At 71.7% G+C, this 17,189-nt stretch carries 16 protein-coding genes; 6 read left to right on the top strand and 10 right to left on the bottom strand.

The window, feature by feature from the left end; genetic code table 11:
- Positions 1–147: 147 nt before the first annotated feature.
- The gene (locus ABN273_RS13575; RefSeq protein ID WP_349449095.1) at positions 148–612 is read left to right on the top strand and encodes a MarR family winged helix-turn-helix transcriptional regulator; all 465 of its coding nucleotides are present in this window, start codon (positions 148–150) and stop codon (positions 610–612) included.
- Here the strand turns inward: ABN273_RS13575 and ABN273_RS13570 are convergent.
- From ABN273_RS13570 to ABN273_RS59445, 5 genes are all read right to left on the bottom strand, one after another.
- Positions 609–2,108: an acyl-CoA synthetase gene (locus tag ABN273_RS13570; RefSeq protein ID WP_349449094.1), complete on the bottom strand. Its 1,500-nt coding sequence runs from the start codon at positions 2,106–2,108 to the stop codon at positions 609–611. The genes ABN273_RS13575 and ABN273_RS13570 overlap by 4 nt on opposite strands.
- A 26-nt stretch (positions 2,109–2,134) precedes the next feature.
- Positions 2,135–2,593, bottom strand: coding sequence for a MaoC family dehydratase (locus tag ABN273_RS13565; RefSeq protein ID WP_349449093.1), 459 nt, complete (start codon positions 2,591–2,593; stop codon positions 2,135–2,137).
- Positions 2,590–3,465: an amidohydrolase family protein gene (locus ABN273_RS13560; protein WP_349449092.1), complete on the bottom strand. Its 876-nt coding sequence runs from the start codon at positions 3,463–3,465 to the stop codon at positions 2,590–2,592. The genes ABN273_RS13565 and ABN273_RS13560 overlap by 4 nt, the downstream gene beginning before the upstream one ends.
- Positions 3,462–4,373, bottom strand: coding sequence for an SDR family oxidoreductase (locus tag ABN273_RS13555; RefSeq protein WP_349449091.1), 912 nt, complete (start codon positions 4,371–4,373; stop codon positions 3,462–3,464). The genes ABN273_RS13560 and ABN273_RS13555 overlap by 4 nt, the downstream gene beginning before the upstream one ends.
- A 149-nt stretch (positions 4,374–4,522) precedes the next feature.
- Positions 4,523–4,693 (bottom strand): transposase, encoded by a 171-nt coding sequence (locus ABN273_RS59445; RefSeq protein ID WP_502911016.1) that lies wholly within the window; start codon positions 4,691–4,693, stop codon positions 4,523–4,525.
- Between the two features lie 362 nt (positions 4,694–5,055).
- Between ABN273_RS59445 and ABN273_RS13545 the strand changes: the two genes are divergently transcribed.
- Positions 5,056–5,886, top strand: a complete 831-nt coding sequence (locus ABN273_RS13545; RefSeq protein ID WP_349449090.1) for a PaaX family transcriptional regulator — start codon at positions 5,056–5,058, stop codon at positions 5,884–5,886.
- 28 nt (positions 5,887–5,914) lie between these two features.
- On the opposite strand, the gene ABN273_RS13540 is transcribed toward ABN273_RS13545, so the two are convergent.
- A complete protein-coding gene (locus tag ABN273_RS13540; RefSeq protein WP_349449089.1) occupies positions 5,915–8,959 on the bottom strand; it encodes a sacsin N-terminal ATP-binding-like domain-containing protein in 3,045 nt (1,014 codons plus the stop codon).
- A gap of 56 nt (positions 8,960–9,015) precedes the next feature.
- A complete protein-coding gene (locus ABN273_RS13535; protein ID WP_349449088.1) occupies positions 9,016–9,819 on the bottom strand; it encodes a DUF3027 domain-containing protein in 804 nt (267 codons plus the stop codon).
- 125 nt (positions 9,820–9,944) lie between these two features.
- Between ABN273_RS13535 and ABN273_RS13530 the strand changes: the two genes are divergently transcribed.
- The gene (locus tag ABN273_RS13530; protein ID WP_349449087.1) at positions 9,945–11,456 is read left to right on the top strand and encodes an MFS transporter; all 1,512 of its coding nucleotides are present in this window, start codon (positions 9,945–9,947) and stop codon (positions 11,454–11,456) included.
- A gap of 120 nt (positions 11,457–11,576) precedes the next feature.
- Here the strand turns inward: ABN273_RS13530 and ABN273_RS13525 are convergent, their stop codons facing one another.
- Both ABN273_RS13525 and ABN273_RS13520 read right to left on the bottom strand, forming a co-directional pair.
- Positions 11,577–11,972: a cold-shock protein gene (locus tag ABN273_RS13525; protein ID WP_349449086.1), complete on the bottom strand. Its 396-nt coding sequence runs from the start codon at positions 11,970–11,972 to the stop codon at positions 11,577–11,579.
- Positions 11,973–12,061: 89 nt separating this feature from the next.
- Complete coding sequence (locus ABN273_RS13520; RefSeq protein WP_349449359.1) at positions 12,062–12,670, bottom strand: HAD family hydrolase; 609 nt, start codon at positions 12,668–12,670, stop codon at positions 12,062–12,064.
- A 128-nt stretch (positions 12,671–12,798) separates the two neighbouring features.
- Between ABN273_RS13520 and ABN273_RS13515 the strand changes: the two genes are divergently transcribed.
- Both ABN273_RS13515 and ABN273_RS13510 read left to right on the top strand, forming a co-directional pair.
- The gene (locus ABN273_RS13515) at positions 12,799–13,194 is read left to right on the top strand and encodes a hypothetical protein (RefSeq protein WP_349449085.1); all 396 of its coding nucleotides are present in this window, start codon (positions 12,799–12,801) and stop codon (positions 13,192–13,194) included.
- A 59-nt stretch (positions 13,195–13,253) separates the two neighbouring features.
- Positions 13,254–13,871, top strand: a complete 618-nt coding sequence (locus ABN273_RS13510) for a TetR/AcrR family transcriptional regulator (protein WP_349449084.1) — start codon at positions 13,254–13,256, stop codon at positions 13,869–13,871.
- Here the strand turns inward: ABN273_RS13510 and ABN273_RS13505 are convergent.
- A complete protein-coding gene (locus ABN273_RS13505; protein WP_349449083.1) occupies positions 13,864–14,778 on the bottom strand; it encodes a hypothetical protein in 915 nt (304 codons plus the stop codon). The two genes, ABN273_RS13510 and ABN273_RS13505, sit on opposite strands and share 8 nt — an antisense overlap.
- Before the next feature lie 45 nt (positions 14,779–14,823).
- Between ABN273_RS13505 and ABN273_RS13500 the strand changes: the two genes are divergently transcribed.
- Complete coding sequence (locus ABN273_RS13500) at positions 14,824–17,184, top strand: helicase-associated domain-containing protein (RefSeq protein WP_349449082.1); 2,361 nt, start codon at positions 14,824–14,826, stop codon at positions 17,182–17,184.
- Positions 17,185–17,189 lie beyond the last annotated feature (5 nt).

Below are 17,189 nucleotides of genomic sequence, written 5' to 3'. Positions count from 1 at the left end.
CCCGATGCGACCGCACGCCGCACCGCGTTGATCCTGGTCACACCACCGCGACCAACAGGTTTCCTGATAATTACGCCTGAATTACGGTGCTGGCAAGAGGGTGTTGCATAATCAGGAAACCTGATTGTCGAGGGCCAGGGAGAGAACGTGGCGCACACCACGGACAGCACGGTCACGGCAGGCCCGCGCCCGTCGCTGCTGTACGTCGTGAAGCAGGTCGAGCTCGCCGCGCGGTCCCACATGGACGAGCTGCTCAAGCCGGCCGGGATCACCGCGCTGCAGTACACCGCGCTCACCGTGCTGCGCCGGCGGGACGGGCTCAGCTCGGCGCAGCTGGCCCGCAACTCCTTCGTCACCGCCCAGTCCATGGCCGACATGATCACCACGCTGGAGCGGCGCGGCCTGATCGCCCGCCGCCGCGACCCGGACAACCGCCGCGCCATGCTGATCAGCCTCACCGATGCGGGCCGTGAGCTGCTCGCGACCCACGACGAGGCCATGGGGGCCCTGGAGGAGCGGATGCTCTCCGGCCTCACCCCGCGGCAGCGCCGCGACCTGGAGGCCTACCTCAACCGCTGCCGGACGGCCCTGTCGGACGTGCCACCCCACTAGGGAAGTGACAGGTCGCGGAGCTTGAGTTTCTGGATCTTGCCGGAGCCGGTCTTCGGCAGGTCCTCCACGAAGGTGACGTATCGCGGGATCTTGTACTTGGCCAGACGGGTCTGGAGGAAGTCGCGAAGCTCCTCCCCCGTGACGGCGTGCCCCGGGCGGGTGACCACGAACGCGCGACCGGTCTCCCCCCACCTCTCGTCAGGGACGCCGACCACCGCTGCCTCGGCCACCGCCGGGTGCTCGAAGAGCGCCGACTCGACCTCCGCGGGATAGACGTTCTCGCCGCCGGAGATGTACATGTCCTTGACCCGGTCCACGATGTACAGGTGCCCCTCCTCGTCGAGGGTGGCGATGTCGCCTGAGCGGAACCAACCGTCCCCGGCGAATGCCGCGGCGGTGGCGGCGGGATCGTCCCAGTAGCCGGGGGTGACGTTCGGGCCCTTGATGAGGACCTCGCCGGGCTCGCCGATCCGGGCGTCGGTGAGGTCGGGGCGGACGACGCGGACATCGGCGAAGAACACCGGAACACCGGCCGAGCCGGCCTTGCGCTCGCTCTGGCTGGCCTCCAGGAAGGTGGCACCCGGCGAGGTCTCGGTCAGCCCGTACCCCTGGCAGAACACCAGCCCCCGCTCCTGGTAGGCGCGGATCAGCGCGGGCGGTATCGACGCTCCCCCGGACATCAGCGTGCGCACCGAGGACAGGTCCGCACCCGCCCAGCGCGGCGAGCCGGCGAGCGCGGCGAACATCGTGGTGACCCCGAACATCCACGTCACGCCGTGCCTCTCGATGAGGTCGAAGCAGGCGTCCACGTCCCACGACGGCATGATCACCGAGCGGCCGCCCTTGGCGAAGGTCGGCAGCAGCGTCTGGTTCAGCGCCGCGACATGGAACAGCGGGGCGCTGACCAGCGTCGTCTCGTCGCCGGCCACGTCCACCCCGATGAGCATGTTGAACGTGTTCCACACCAGGTTCGCGTGGCTGAGCGTGGCGCCCTTGGGGCGGCCGGTGGTGCCGGACGTGTAGAGGACGAGAGCGAGGTCGTCCAGCGCCACCGGCACGTCGATCGGGGTGGGGTCGCCCTGCGCGCACCAGCTCTCGTAGTCGTCGAGCGCCACGATCTCGTCCAGGGCCGGGAGGCCGGTCAGCGCGTGCACCACGCCGGCGCACTGCGGCGAGTGGATCAGGACCTTCGCGCCACAGTGGCCCAGCATGTAGTCGATCTCGGGCGCGGCGAGCCGGAAGTTCAGCGGGACGAAGATCGCGCCGAGCAGGTGCGTGGCGAACATCGTCTCGGCGAACGCGGTGTGGTTCGGGCCGAGGTAGGCGACCCGGTCCCCGGCACGCACGCCGCTGTCCCGCAGCCGTGCCGCCAGCCTCGTCACCCGCTCGTGGACCTCCGCGTACGTCAGGGACCTTTCGCCGAAGACGAAGGCCGTGCGATCCGGCGTCATCAGTGCCCGCCGGGCCGGCCAGCCACCGATGCCCGCATTCCGCATGAGCAAGCCTCCCCAGGTCCGGAGGGTCAGGCGTAGTGCCGGTAGACGGCGCGGGCGACGCACGCGGGCTTGGCCACGCCGTCGATCTCAACGGTGAAGTCGAGCAGCATCTGCACGCCGTCCCCCGGCACGTCCTCGACCTCGGCCACCGTGGCGGCCAGGCGGATCTTGGCGCCCACCTTGACCGGACTCGGGAAACGGACCTTCTCCAGCCCGTAGTTGATGCTCATCTGCACGCCCCGGATGTCGAGCAGCTCGTTGAACAGCGGGATGAGCAGGGACAAGGTCAGGTAGCCGTGGGCGATCGTGCCGCCGAACGGGCCGTCCTTCGCCCTCTCCGGATCGACGTGGATCCACTGGTGGTCGTTGGTGGCATCGGCGAAGGTGTTCACCCGGTCCTGGGTGATCTCCAGCCAGTCGCTGCGGCCGAGGTGTTTCCCGGCGAGGCCCTTCAGCGCCTCCAGGCCGTTCGCGATGGTGGTCATGGCAGCTCCTTGGGGGTGAGGCCGAGCAGGCGGGCGGCGTTGTCCTTGAGGATCTTGGGGCGGACCTCGGGCTTGATGTCGAGCTTGGCGAAGTCGGCCAGCCAGCGATCCGGGGTGATCACGGGATAGTCGGAGCCGAACAGCACCTTGTCCTGGAGCAGCGAGTTGGCGTAGCGGACGAGCTGCGGCGGGAAGTACTTCGGCGACCAGCCGGACAGGTCGATGTGGACGGACGGCTTGTGGGTGGCGACGGCGAGCGCCTCGTCCTGCCACGGGAACGACGGATGAGCCAGGATGATCTTCAGGTGCGGGAAGTCCGCGGCGACGTCGTCGACCAGCATCGGGTTGGAGTGTTTCAGCCGGATGCCGGCGCCTCCTGGCACGCCCGCGCCGATGCCGGTCTGACCGGTGTGGAACAGCGCGATCGCGCCCAGTTCCTCGATGACCTCGTACAGCGGATAGGCCATCGGGTCGTTCGGGGAGAAGCCCTGGATGCTGGGGTGGAACTTGAAGCCCCGCACGCCGTGCTCCGCCACCAGACGGCGGGCCTCCCTGGCGCCCGCCCGGCCCTTCCACGGGTCCACGCTGCCGAACGGGATCAGCACGTCGGCGTGCTCGTTGCAACTCTCGGCGATCTCCTCGTTGGAGATGCGCGGATGGCCGGTGGCGTGCTCGGCGTCCACGGTGAACACCACGGCCGCCATCTTCCGCTCCCGGTAATAGGCGGCCAGCTGCGCGATGGTGGGCCGCTGGTGGGAGCCGAAATACTCCTCGGAGGCGCCGAACAGCTCCGGGCTGAGCGAGCCGTGCCCGTCCCTGGAGACCTCGGCGTGGGTGTGGACGTCGATCGCGACCAGCTCATCGAGCTTCACGACGAGGGTCCCTTCGGGGCGGGGATGCCGTACGTCTCCAGGTCGGCGCCCACGCCCGTGCGCCACTGCGCGGCGATCGCGTCGGCGCTCCAGCCGCCGTCGGCGAGGGCCACCGCCTTCTCCTTCGGGTGCGCCCACAGGGCCAGCCGGTCCCCGCCGATGCCGATCGCCTGCCCGGTGATGTCCTGGGCGGCGTCCGAGGCGAGGAACGTGATCAGGCCCGCGACGTCCTCGACCGTGCCCAGGCCCTCGTCCCTGCGCAGCCATGCGGGCAGCGGCACGCCGGTGCGCTCGGCCTCCTCGAGGATCGGCGCGAAGACGGGGATCGTCCTGGTCATCTCGGTCGCGGCGACCGGGACGACGGCGTTCACCGTGATGTTCGACCGGGCGAGCTCCATGGCCCAGGTGCGGGCCATGGCCACGATGCCGGCCTTGGCGGCGGCGTAGTTGGTCTGGCCGAAGTTGCCGCGCTGGCCGGCCGGCGAGGAGACGAGGATCAGGCGGCCGCCCTCGCCCTGCTCGCGCATGCGCACGGCGGCGGCGCGGGCGCAGGTGAACGTGCCGCGCAGGTGCACCTCGACGACCTTGTCGAAGTCCTCATCGGACATCTTCCACAGCACCCGGTCCCGCAGGATCCCGGCATTGGTCACCATCACATCGAGCCGGCCGAACTCCTTGACCGCGGTCTCCACGAGCCGCTGGGCGACCTCACTCCCGCCGACCGCACCCGCCTCGGCCACGGCCCTGCCGCCCGCGGCGGCGACGGCGCCGGCCACCTGGGCGGCCGCCTCGGCGTCCACATCGTTGACGACGACCGCCGCGCCGGCGGCGGCCAGAGCCCGCGCGTACGCCTGCCCGAGGCCGCGCCCGGCCCCGGTGACCACGGCCACCTTGCCCGACAAATCCATCTATTTCACCCCGAACACCTCAGGCTTCTGCCGACCCCCTGAATGTAAGTCACTTTCATGACTGCGGTCAAAGTTCTGCCCAACATAATCCGGGATCGTCCAGTTCCAACCCGAGCAGGAACTTCCAAGCCATACGGGCCCGCACCTGGTCAGCGGCCCTGCCGGTTGGTCAGCCCCTCCGCATACTGCAACATCGACACCAGCGCCAGCGCTCCAGGGGAGATCGCGGGACGACCCCGACGGCAAAACGCCTCAGCGAAACGGTCATCGGCAAAGAGCGGACCCGGCGCTTCCCCGCATCCGGCCAGCCACTCGGTCACCACAACGATGCGCGACAGACAGTCACGCTTCGGCCTGATAGGTGAATTTCTCAGCAGAGTCCTTTAGGCGGGAGGTGAAGGCCCGCGTGAGTGCCCCCTGGGGCGCGAGCGTGCCGTTGACCGTAACTTCTTGCACTATCTCGGCCACTGTGGGTATGGTTCGAGTGATCGAACGGGAAGGCGATAGCCAAGCCCATCGGGAGATCGTGTCCTTGTCGGTACAGCAAGGCCGCCGGAACGGCGGTGACAGCGCGTGGAGACTCGGGGTTGCCCGGGTCGGTGAAGCGCGAACCCCCGCACCTGAGGGTGACGGGAAGAATCTCCACCGTTCACACGGTGGAGAGGAGTTCAAGCTCTTGCCTGTGGAGCTCGAGGACCAGCCGCTGCTTCCGTCGCAGCGCCCCCAGTCTCTGATGTTCAGCTTTCTGGGCATCTACGTGCTGGGGCGTGACATTGCGGTCTATTCGGGCAGCGTCATCGACGTCTTCGCCCGCCTGGGCGTCTCGGAGGAGGCGGTGCGCTCGACGCTCACCCGCATGGCCAAGCGCGACCTGCTGACCAGGCACCGCCAGGGCAAGAAGGTCTACTTCGGGCTGACCCCGCACGCCGTCGACGTGCTCGACGACGGGCGCAGGCGGGTCTGGGAGACCGGCGCGGTCAACCGCGGCTGGGACGGCACCTGGACGCTCGTCGGCTTCTCCCTGCCCGGCAGCGAGCGCAGCACCCGCCATGACCTGCGTTCCCAGCTCATCTGGGCCGGATTCGGGCTCCTGCAGGGCGGGTTGTGGATCGCGCCGGGCACGAAGGACATCGAGGCGACGCTCGCCCCGCTCGGGCTGGGCGACAACGTCACCGTGCTCCAGGCTCGGGCGCTCAAGCCGACGGAGTCGGCCGACCTCGTCCGCCGGGCGTTCGACACCGATCAGATCGCCGCACGCTACCGGGCCTTCCTCGACCGCTGGGACACGCCGCACCCGCTCCCCGCCGCCGACGACCTGGCCAGGCAGCTGCTCCTGCACACCGACTGGCTCCAGCTCGTACGCCAGGACCCGCATCTCCCCGCCGAGCACCTGCCCGCCGACTGGCCGGCGATCCGCGCCGAGACGCTGTTCCACTCGCTGGCCCACCGCTACGGGCCCACCGCCGCGAAGCTGGCCGAGTCGATTCTCGACGAGCTGCCCCTGCGCCCGTGAAGGGAGCGCCGGGGCAGGAACCGCGTCGTCAGGACAGGTCGGACTCGGCGAGAAGGAGGGGCACCGAGGCGGGGTCGCGCAGCAGGGCCGCCACCGCGAGGCGGTCGTTCCACTGGCCGGTCGCCCAGGCCAGGCCGCGCGCGAGGCCGTCGAGCCCCGTGCAGTGCACCATGCCCTCGAAGAAGCGCCAGGCGCACTCCACCCCGGCCACCAGCAGCTTCTCGTGCTCCACATAGGTGGAGGGCGCCGTGGGCAGCAGGGCCAGCACCTCAGCAGGCACGGAACGCACCTGCCCCTGCGAGGTGACCTCGCCAGACGTCAGCTCGCCGGCGAGCGGCAGGTCCAGCAGCTCCGACAGCGACTCCGCCAGATCGTACGGCGCCAGCACCAGCGGCCGGCCGGCCACGAGCTGCAGCAGGTCGGGCGCCTCCACCACCACGGCGTCGTCCGCGGAGGCCACCACGATGGCGCCTTCCAGCACCGCACGCACCCGGGACGGCGGCGCCACTCGAGAAGGATCCACGGCGGCCAGCGCGATCCACAGGGCGCGCAGCTGCGCCCGGTCCACCTCGACGGAGTCGTCGGCCATCAGGTCAAGGAGCTCCTCGGGCCCGCCGTGCGAGGCGAGCAGCTCCGACAACGTCGTGCGGACGCCCAGCATGGACAGGGCCGTCTCGTCGAGGCCCGCGGGCGCGTCCTCGTACAGGCCCTGGAGCAGCGGGTCGGCCCCGGGGAGCCGCAGCGCCAAGGGCTTGCGTCCGCCCAGCACCGGGTGGTTGGCCAGCCACCACGCCGTATAGGAGGGCACCTCCACCCCGGCCACCCGCAGCGGGTGGAGGGCGGCACGCAGCGGCGGGCGGGTCAGCAGCTCCAGAGCGGCCGCCCAGTCGGCCACCAGCTCCAGGTCGCGCACCGCCACGAACTCCGGCACCAGCGGCGGCACGTCGAGCTCCGGCAGCAGGTCGAGCACGTGGTCGAGCCAGTCGTCCTCGCCGTCGAGGTCGTGGTCGCAGTCGTCGTGGTCAAGCAGCACGTCGGCCTCGTGCACCACCGCGAACCCGTCGAGCACGCCCGCCGCCGCCAGCACCCGCGCGCCGTACTCCTCCTCCAGCTCGGCAGCGGCCACCCCGAGATGCGTGTCAGGCTCCAGGAGCCCGGCCAGCGCCCCGTGGGCCAGCATGAGCTCCCCGGCCGGGTAGAGCTCGCCGTCCGCGCCGCGCAGGGCCAGCTCGGCCAGCCACGGCGCCTCCCCCGGCGCCAGCGCCGACGCCTCCACCAGCGACAGCACGGCCCGCGCCACCGGCTCGGGGTCGGGGCTGTCGAGCGACTGCGCCACGGCGGCCTTGGTCAGCGGGTCTTCGAGGATCGTACGCGGCGTCGCCTCGGCCGCCCCCAGCCTGAGCAGCGCCGGGTGGGCCGCCTCGGGGTGCACGATGCGCAGCCCCAGCGGCGTCAGGTCCAGCTCCGCCCCGCCGTCGGTGATGATCAGCGTGCCGCGCGGCCCGCGCACCAGCCGGCCGTCGGTCAGCGGCACCGGCAGCGCGCCCAGCGACTCGGGGTCGTCGGCGGGCAGCACCTCGTAGAGCGAACGCCACCACGACGGCTCGCGGGCCTCGACGGCCTCGCCCGACAGCAGATCGACCACGTCGGCCAGCTCGACCCGGCGCACGCCCAGCGCGGCCATGGCCGGGTGCCTGGCGGGCCACCCGGCGGGCAGCAGCCCGGGCACGAAGTCGGCGACCGCCGCAAGCAGCTCGCCCGTGCCGGACGGCACCACGGCCGCCTCACGGCCGGCGACCACCCACCCGTCGCCGTCGGGCTCGCGCGCGGGGTGCTCGACCCGCCACTCGGCGTCGGGCTCGTAGACCTCGGCGTCGGCGAAAGACGGCGTCTGCACGGCGGGCGCGGGCGCGGACAGCGCTGGCAGCAGCGGCGTCGAGGGCAGCCTGGCCAGCACGGCACGGCGGATCCTGGCGTCCAGCTCGCCCTTGCCCATCAGGGACGGCACCAGGTCGAGCAGCTTGGGCGTGCGCGGCAGCTCCCGCAGCAGCCGCACATAGGCGTCGGCCACCCGCTCGACCAGGAAGTCGGCCAGCGGCCCCTTGGCGAAGTGGCGCCGGTCGGTGGCCATCGGGAACGACGCGATCAGCAGCGCGGGCAGGTCGAGCGGCTCGTCGCTGGGCGTGGGCGCGTGCACGACGGGCGGCACCGTGGCGGGCAGCGGCCCCGGCTCGCCGCTGCCGGTGACCGGAACCGCCCAGCGCAGTGACCAGTAGGGGCGGGCGCGCTCCTCGGTGGGCCGGTCGGCGAAGAGCCGGCTCACCTCCTCGGGCGTGAACTCCCCCGACTCCGACACGACGTGCCAGCCGTCGGCGGCCACGGTGCGTACGGACCCGTCGAGGTCGATCTCGATGCTCTCCAGCGCCGGCATGCCGAGCAGCAGCGCCGGGCTGGTCTCGGCCAGCATGCGGCGGACCGCCTCGACGCAGGTCTGGTCGCGCAGCGGCAGGCGTACGAGCGTGTCGAAACCCTCGGGCACGTCGAGCGGCGGCGCGTCGAACGGCAGTCTGAGCAGCGGAACGTGCCCCGAGCGGTCGGCCAGCTCGCCCACGAGCGCGGGGATCTCCGACACCGCGGCGGAGGTCTCCGCACGCGACCAGCGGACCCCGCCGCTCCCGCGCGAGCCGATGGACGGCTCGTCGCAGACCGACACCACCGCCGCGAACCCGACGCCGAACCGCCCCGCCGCGCCGATCTCGTCGCGCTTGCCGGAGACCCGCAGCGTCGACAGGCCCTCCACGCCGGTGGCGTCGAGCGGGGCGCCGGTGTTGGCGGCCGTCAGCACGTCGCCCTCGAGCGTCAACCGCAGCACCCCAGGCACGCCCGCACGCAGGGCCGCGTCGGCGGCGTTCTGGGCGAGCTCGACGATCAGCCGGTCGCGGTAGCCGCCGAGCGCGAAGTCCTCCTCGGCGTTGGCGTCTTCGCGGAACCTGGCGGGCGAGGCCGTCCACGCGGACAGGACGGCGGCTCGCATCCGGTCAGTGCCGTAGGTGCCAGAGTTGTCGAGCGTCATCGATCACGATCCTGATTGAGAGGTTGAGGCCAGGCGTAGGGTAGCGGCCTTCGCGATCAGGAGTGGCCGAGTTCTTCGGTGGCGGATTCGTCGACCGAGCCCGCCGCCTCCTCCTCCATCAGGTCGTAGCCCAGGTCGTCGAGGATGGGAATGGCCTGCTCGACGGTCGGCGGCAGCACGGCGGCCTCGGAATGGGCGCCGCAGCCGTGATCGGCGGCCACGACCTTGCCGTCGTCCGGCGCGTACTCATTGGTGCAGACCCCGAACATCTGCCGCAAGCCACCCGCGAGCAGCCAGTAGAAGCCGCAGGTGGAGCACTGCGCGGGAGCGGCGTGTGCGATCGGCGTGTGCGGCCCGTGCTCGCCCGAGTGCCAGCGCCTGGCCGCCCGGTCCTTGCCGATGGCCGAGAGCACACGGGCCCGGCCCAGGCCGTACTCGAAAACCGCCTGTTGCTCGGCATCGTCGTCGGTGTCGGTGAAACCGGGCGTGAGCCTGTCGTCGTCCTCCGGGCTCGGCAGCAGGTCGCCCACGCCGAGGTCGCCGGGGCGCAGCCGCTCGCTCCACGGCAGCCACTCGGGCGCTAGCAGCGCTCCGGAGCCGGGCAGCAGGACGGCCTCGCTGACCGTGACCTTCTTGGCCCGCGAGGCGCGCGTGACGGTGACGGCCCAGCGCCAGCCGCGATAGGCCTTGTCGAGACAGGCGAAGTAGTGGGTGACGATCCGGTCGCCTTCGCTCTCGAAGCCGAGGTGCTCGCCGGGCTCCCCCGGACGCGCGAGCTCCTCTGCCGCGGCGCGCGCCAGATCGACCGCGGCGACACAGGCCTGGTCGGGAGCGGAGACGCGGGCCCTGGTGCGGCTCATCGGGCGGCCTCCGCCGAAAGGTGCTGTTCGCTCACACTTCATTCTCACCCATGGGCGGACCTGAGACGCCCACAACGTGGGATCCGGCTCCGAGATCGCGGACTAATCGGGTAAGACTGGTAGGCGTGGAGGGAGGCTGGGGCCGGGCACGTGAGGTCTCGCGGCGGGTGGCGCGCGGCGTCGCCGACGCGGGGCGGGCGACTGCGCGCGCGAGCCGGGCCACGGCCAGCGGCACGGCCAGGGCGAGCAGGGCCACGGCAAAAGGTGCGCGAAAAGTCGGCAAAGCGACGCGCCGCCTCACATACGCCAATGGCGCCGACCGCACCGGGCTGGGCCGCCTGATCGAGCTGTCGGCGGGCAACAGCGCGAGCGACGCCCTGGTCACGGTGGCGCTGGCGAGCACGGTGTTCTTCGGCGTGCCCGTGGGCGAGGCCCGCGGCTCGGTGGCCCTCTACCTGGTCATCACCATGCTGCCGTTCGCGCTGCTCGCGCCCTTCGTGGGGCCGATACTCGACAGGTTCAGGTCGGGGCGGCGCTACGTGATGGCGGGCACGCTGTTCGGGCGGGGGCTGCTCTGCTTCGCGATGGCCGCCGCGGTGGGGCCTGGCGACCTGCCGACGCTGTTCATCGGGGCGCTGGGCGTGCTGGTGTTGTCGAAGGCGTTCAACGTGTCGCGAGCGGCGATCATGCCGAGCGTGCTGCCCGCCGACATCACGCTGGTGTCGGCGAACGCGCGGGTGGCGCTGTTCACGTTGGTCTCCGCGGGAATCGCGGTGCCGATCGGCGCGGGGCTGACCGCCTGGCTGGGCAGCGCGATGGTGCTGCGCGTCGCGATGGTGGGCTTCCTGCTGCTCGGAGTCGTCGCGGTACGCCTGCCGCGCCACATCGACTCACCTGACCTGGAGGAGGAGGGCGCGGCGCCCCGGTGGCGCACCCTGCTCAAGGTGGGCCCCGCCGTCGCCGAGGCCGTCTGGGCGAACGTGGCGCTCCGGGTCTTCTCCGGGTTCCTGCTGTTCTTCCTGCTGTTCCTGGTGCAGGACAGGGCGGTGCCCTGGCTGGCCGCGGGGGCGCAGGACCCGTTCTTCGACATCCCCAAGACGATCGCGCTGCTGGCGGCCGCGGCCGGGCTGGGCGGTCTGGTCGGCGCCGCCGTGGCCAACTGGACGCGCAACCACGCTCCGCAGGTCATCGTGCTGGTCACGCTGGCCGTGACCGTCGTGACCAGCATCGTGAGCGCGATCTTCTTCGGCCTGTGGACCGCGCTGGCCATCTCGCTGGTCACGGCCTTCGCGCAGGAGCTGGGCAAGCTGGCGCTCGACGCGATCGTGCAGCGGGAGATCGGCGAGGAGGTGCGCTCGTCCACGTTCGGCGTGGTCGAGGCGGTGCTCCAGCTCGCCTGGGTGTTCGGCGGCCTGGTCGGGCTGGTGCTGTCGCTGAGCCAGAGCAGCCTGGCGGGGCTGGTCACACTGGCCGTCGCGCTGACGGCCGCGCTCGGCTGGCTGCTGATCTCCAGGCGGAAGCGCGTGCGCGCGACCGACGCCAAGCTCCACAGGGAACGCGCCGAGGCCGGCGGGCGCGACCCGCAGCGGGCCGACACCCTCGACCCGACCAAACCCCTCACCAACCCCAACGGCTGAGCCGCCCTTTCGAGCACAGCCGACCCGCCGACGCGGCGCAGGCACGACGCGGCGGCGCGGGTGCGGAGTGCGATGCGCGGCGTCGGATGCGCGCCTGTGGCGGCCGAAGGCGTGGCCTCCTCAGGCGTCGAGGTCGTCGGCGACGGCTCTGAGCACCTGCGCGATCTTCTTGGCGTGCGCCGAGTCCGGGTGCTTGCCCCGCTGGTACGAGGTCGAGACGCCGTCGAGCAGCTTGATCAGATCTTCGACGATGACGACCATCTCGTCCGGCTTCTTCCGCTTGCCCTTGGGCTTGGTCTTGGCCAGGGTCGGCGGCTGCTCCAGAATCCGCACCGAGAGCGCCTGCTGGCCACGACGTCCCTCTGCCACCCCGAACTCGACCTTCTGGCCGGGCTTGAGCGGGGCAGCACCGGTGGGCAGCGCGGATGAATGCACGAAGACCTCACCGCCGTCGTCGCGGGTGAGGAAGCCGAAACCCTTGTCGGCGTCGTACCACTTGACCTTGCCACTCGGCACAGGAGGACCTCGTTCAAACAGTCGAAAAGATGGATGGATGTAGGTTATGCCCCTGAGCGCGCCAGGGCGACCGGGTAAATCCCGAACAATTACCGGAGTTCATCATGCTTGCGCCAACCGGCGAACCAGGTGGCGAATTCGGTCAGGTCGGCCAGCGCCACATCTGTTCCGTGTTCACGCAGCTCTCCCACCGTGTAAGGGCCGGTCGCGACTGTCACGCTCACGGCGCCGCCCGCACGTGCCGCCTCGATGTCCGCGACATGGTCACCAACATAAGCCGCCGCGCCGAACCGCGCGAGTGCCGAACCCTTGGCAGCACCGAAAACCGAGCCGACCACTTCGTCCACGGCGAGGCCGAGGAGCTTGACCGTGCCGATGGCGTCCCGCAGGTTCTTGCCCGTCACCACGATCACCCGGCCGCCGCGGGCGCGTACGGCCTCGATCGCGTCGTACGCCCCCGCCATGGCCGTGTGCACCGGAACCCCCATTTCCGGATACAGCTCCCTATAGAGGTCGGCGGCCGCCGCGACCTCCTCGGCAGGCAGCCAGTTGGCCAGCTCCACCTCCAGCGGCGGCCCCAGCCTGCTCACCACTGCCGCGGAGTCAATGGGAACCCCCAAACGCACGGCCAGCTCGTCGAAAACAGCAGCGATACCCTCTCGCGTGTCCGCCAATGTCATGTCAAGGTCGAATCCCACCGAAGTCGTCACATGTGCAGGATGCCAAACGGCACCCAAGCACACGTAACGGCGCCCCCCTCTGACACCCCTTGTTGTGGGACCGTAGGAATGGGATGAAAGGAATTACTTATCGGAGAGGAGCGGCTGTGACTGACACCCCCAAGCCGCCACATGTCGGAGACCGGCTCGTCGCCTCCTCCGCCCCGCCCCGCCCGCACAGGCCCGCCAGGCCGGGCGGCCCGACCGTGACGCTCTGGAGCCGGACCGTGTCGGCCCTGGCCTACGTGGTCAAGGTCGCCTCCAGACTGGCCGCGCTGGTCGTGGTGCTGTACGCGGTGTTCACGGTGTTCAAGGCCAACCCCGCCAACGCCTGGTACCAGTTCGTGGAGTCGCTCGCCGCGTCGCTGGCCCTGGGCCTGGCCAACCTGTTCGAGCTCGCCGACCCGCGCTGGACGACGCTGGTCAACTACGGCCTCGCCGCGGTCGTCTGGCTGATCATCGGCTCCGCGCTCGCGGGTCTGATCCGGCGTGCCGCTCCATGACCGCAGCCCCCGCTACTTGCAGTAACGACTACTCTCTATGCGGAGGTAACAGGATAGACATGACCAGATCAACCCGTGAGCGGATCATCGATGAGGCCCTGCGGTTGTTCGCCGAGCGGGGCTACTCCGCCACTTCCGTGGCGGAGATCGAGGCCGCCTCAGGGCTGTCCCCCGGCGCCGGGGGGCTCTACAGGCACTTCAAGTCCAAGTACGAGGTGCTGGCCGCGGCGATCAACGAGCACGCCAGCCGTACCAGGAGCCAGGTGGCGGAGAGCCTGGCCGAGCTGAGCGCCATGGAAGCGTCGGTGGACCTGGAGGAGCGACTGTCCCACGTGTGCCGCGCCGGGCTGGCCAAGGTGCGCGAGGAGTCCGAGCTGACGCGGGTGTTCTTCCGCGACCTCAGCCAGTTCCCCGAGCTGGTCGCCGTGGTGCGGGAGGGGCTGTTGCAGCCCATGTTCGACGCGATCGTGACCTGGTTCAGGGCGCAGCCCGAGTACAAGGACGTCGAGCTCGACTGGACGGGCATCTCGGCGGTGCTCGGCGGCGCCGTGGTGCACTACCGGCTGTTCCAGGAGACCGTGGGCGAGCTGCCGGGTTACGCGGAGAAGGACCAGTTCGTCACCGCCTGGGTACGCCTGGCGGTCGGCCTCCTGCCAAGCCCCGCGCCCGTCAGCTGACGTCGAGCAGCCGGTAGGCCAGCCACACCACGCCCAGCCCGGTCCCGATCATGAACATCGTGCCGCTGACGTCGTAGAACTGCGTGAAGAACGCCTGCAGCCCCGGCTCGCTCCCCACCCGCAGGCCCCCGACGAGCACGCCGCCCACCGAGTAGCCGAGCAGCGGCGCGCCGATCCCGAGCAGCTTGTCACGCAGGTTCCAGCTCTCGCTGAACAGCACGATCACCGCACCGGCCGCCCACACCAGCACGGGAACCTCGAAGATCGCCACCGGCGGCAGGTCGAACGGCAGCAGCAACGCCGCCACCACGAGGATGGCCATCGCGGCGGTCTCGCGCGAGTGCTCCTTAACGATGGTCCTGGCATCCCTGCCGCCGGTCGCCATCGGGTTCGCGCTGCGCATGGCTACTCTGCGCAGTCCCGCGAACGGCAGCCCCCGGCCCGGCCGCCTGCCGAGACTCTCCTGAGCGATCCTCCGGTACGCCTGCACGCCCGGAGGCACGTCACCGTCGTCCACGATCGTGGGGAAACGCATCGTGGAGCCCGCCTCCTGGCGCAGGGCCGACCCCGACTCAAGCGTCCCCGGACGCTGCTCGGGCGCCGCGGCGCGCTGTGGCGGCGTCTCAGCCGCGGCCCCGGCGACGCCCGCCGCCGGGTCGCGCTTCGTGGGGACGCCCGCCTCGGCGAGCCTGCGGGCCTCCCGCTCCACCAGGGCCACCGGGTCGCCGAACCTGGCCAGCACCTTCGACACCTCGCGGGCGTTCTGGCTGCCGCGCCGCTCTACCTCGATCCTGGCCCGCAGCCGCTTGGCGAAGTCGAGCCGCTGGTCGGCCCTGAGCACGCCGTGGGCGGCATCGGCCGCCCTGGAGACGTAGTTCAGCACGAGCTGGTCCGCGCGCTCTATCACGTCTAGCAATGCTGCCCCAATCAGGGGGGACATACCATGGCAACGATGGAGTTCACGGAGTGGATCAGGGGGCGCACCGACGAACAGCTACGGGCGCTCGTCTCCGCGCGGCCCGAGCTGATCACTCCGGTGCCCGCACATCTGGAGGGGCTGGCGTCGCGGGCGGGCAGCCCGTCGGCGATCGGCAGGGTGCTCGACCGGCTCGACCGTTTCACGCTCGCCGTCGTGGAGACGCTGGCCGTACAGGACGGGCCGGTGGCCAAGGAACGGCTGCGCGAGCTCGTGAGCGCGGCCCTGCCCGCCGGCGGCGAGCCCGGCACGGCGGGCGGCGGGGGCGACGCCGAGCCCGCGCTGTCGGCGGCGCTCGACAGGCTGTGCGACCTGGCGCTGGTCTACGGGCCCGACGACGCGCTCGAGCTGGGCCCCGGCGTGCGCAAGGTGCTCGAGGACCCGGCCGGGCTGGGGCCCAGAGCGGTTGACGCGTTCCGGCACCACCCGCCGGAGCAGCTCGACGAGATGGCCGACGACATCGCGCCGGACACCCGGGGCTCCGGCAAGGAACGGCTGGCGGCCGCGCTGGCCGAGCCCGCCGCACTCGTCGAGTCCGTCTCGCCGGAGGCCAGGGGCGCTCTCGAGCAGCTCGCCTGGGGCCCGCCGACCGGCCGCGTGCCCAACGCCAGGCGCGAGGTACGCGTGGCGTCCGCCCGTTCGCCCATCGAGGAGCTGCTGGCCCGAGGGCTGCTGGCGGCCACGGGCGAGGAGAGCGTGACGCTTCCCCGCGAAGTGGGGCTCTACCTGCGCGGCGGCCGGGTGCACCGCGGCCTGCTGGCCGTTCCCCCGCCGCTCGAAGGCGCCACGCGTGACAAGGACCTGGCCGATCGAACGGCGGCCGGGCAGGCGTTCTCGTTCGTCAGGTCGGTCGAGGAGCTCTGCGATCGGTGGAGTGTCGATCCGCCGGGCGTGCTGCGTACCGGCGGCCTCGGCGTGCGCGATCTGAAGCGCACGGCGGGCGAGCTGGACGTGCCCGAGTGGGTGGCGGCACTGGTCATCGAGGTCGCGTACGCGGCCGGGCTGATCGCGGCCGGCGGCGGCGTGGACGGCGAGTGGCTGCCGACCTCCGGCTACGACCTGTGGCGGGTCAGGGCGACCGCCGACCGGTGGGTCACGCTCGCGACCACGTGGCTGCACATGGACCGCGTGCCCGGCCTGGTGGGAGAGCGGGATGAGCGTGACAGGCCGCTCAACGCCCTGCACACCGACCTGCGCCGCGCCTCCGCGCCCGGAGTCAGGGCGGCCACGCTGGGCGTGCTGGCCGCCGCGCCGGGCCTCGCGCCCGCACGGGACTCCGTGCTCGAACGGCTGGCGTGGGAGCAACCGCGCCGCCGGGGGCCGTTGCGGGAGCGGCTCACCGAGTTCGCGCTGCGGGAGGCCGAGCAGGTGGGCGTGACGGGGCTGGGTGCGCTGTCGGCGCATGGGCGGGCGCTGCTCGAGGGCGGCGAGCCGGCGGAGGCGCTGGCGCCGCTGCTGCCCGAGCCCGTCGATCACGTGCTGCTCCAGGCCGATCTGACCGCCGTCGCGCCCGGGCCGCTCACGAGCGAGCTCAACCGCTGGATGACGCTCACCGCCGACGTGGAGTCGAAGGGCGGCGCGACGGTCTACCGGTTCAGCGAGAGCTCCATCCGGCGGGCGCTCGACGCCGGGCACGGAGGCGAGGAGCTGGTGTCGATGCTGGCCCGCCACTCGGCCACGCCGGTGCCGCAGGCGCTGTCGTACCTCGTGACAGACGTGGCCAGGCGCCACGGCCGCATCCGCGTGGGCACCGCCAGCGCGTACATCCGCTGCGACGACCCCGCGCTGCTCGACCAGATCACCGCCGACCGGCGCTCCGCCGCGCTGCGGCTGCGCCGGCTGGCCCCCACCGTGATCGCCTCCCGCTCGTCCAGGGCGGCGCTGGTCGACTCGCTGCGTGCCATGGGGTACGCGCCCGTGGCCGAGTCGCTCGACGGCGATGTGATCATCTCGCAGCTCGACAGCCGCCGTACCGAGGGGCCTGCGCCCGTCCGTACCGTCTCCTCAGGCAACGGGCTGGATCCCGAGGTGGCGGCGGCGGCCGTACGCGCGCTGCGGGCCGGCGACGCGGCGCACCTGGCGCGGCGCGAGCCCGTCGAAGCGCCGGGCGGCCAGGTGCCGCGCGGGCCCGCGACGGCCACCATCTCGGCCCTGCAGGAGGCGATCAAGCAGGGCGTACGCGTGTGGATCGGCTACCTCGACTCGCAGGGCAACGCGACCTCGCGCATCCTGGAGCCGGCCCGGATGGAGGGCGGCTACCTGACCGCGTACGACGAGACCCGGGCCGCCGTCCACCGCTTCGCCCTCCACCGCATCACCGGCGTCGCCGGCCTCTGACCTCT

The sequence above is a fragment of the Nonomuraea sp. B19D2 genome, from assembly GCF_040137845.1.
In the GTDB taxonomy this organism is placed as follows: Bacteria; Actinomycetota; Actinomycetes; order Streptosporangiales; family Streptosporangiaceae; genus Nonomuraea.
The sequence above is the reverse complement of the archived record's forward strand: the minus strand, read 5'-3'. Positions and strand labels throughout refer to the sequence as shown.

Coding starts and splice junctions, on each gene's coding strand:
- ABN273_RS13570 (WP_349449094.1), bottom strand. CDS start 2,108: ATGCGGAATGCGGGCATCGGTGGCTGGCCGGCCCGGCGGGCACTGATG.
- ABN273_RS13565 (WP_349449093.1), bottom strand. CDS start 2,593: ATGACCACCATCGCGAACGGCCTGGAGGCGCTGAAGGGCCTCGCCGGG.
- ABN273_RS13555 (WP_349449091.1), bottom strand. CDS start 4,373: ATGGATTTGTCGGGCAAGGTGGCCGTGGTCACCGGGGCCGGGCGCGGC.
- ABN273_RS13540 (WP_349449089.1), bottom strand. CDS start 8,959: ATGACGCTCGACAACTCTGGCACCTACGGCACTGACCGGATGCGAGCC.
- ABN273_RS13535 (WP_349449088.1), bottom strand. CDS start 9,819: ATGAGCCGCACCAGGGCCCGCGTCTCCGCTCCCGACCAGGCCTGTGTC.
- ABN273_RS13510 (WP_349449084.1), top strand. CDS start 13,254: ATGACCAGATCAACCCGTGAGCGGATCATCGATGAGGCCCTGCGGTTG.
- ABN273_RS13500 (WP_349449082.1), top strand. CDS start 14,824: ATGGAGTTCACGGAGTGGATCAGGGGGCGCACCGACGAACAGCTACGG.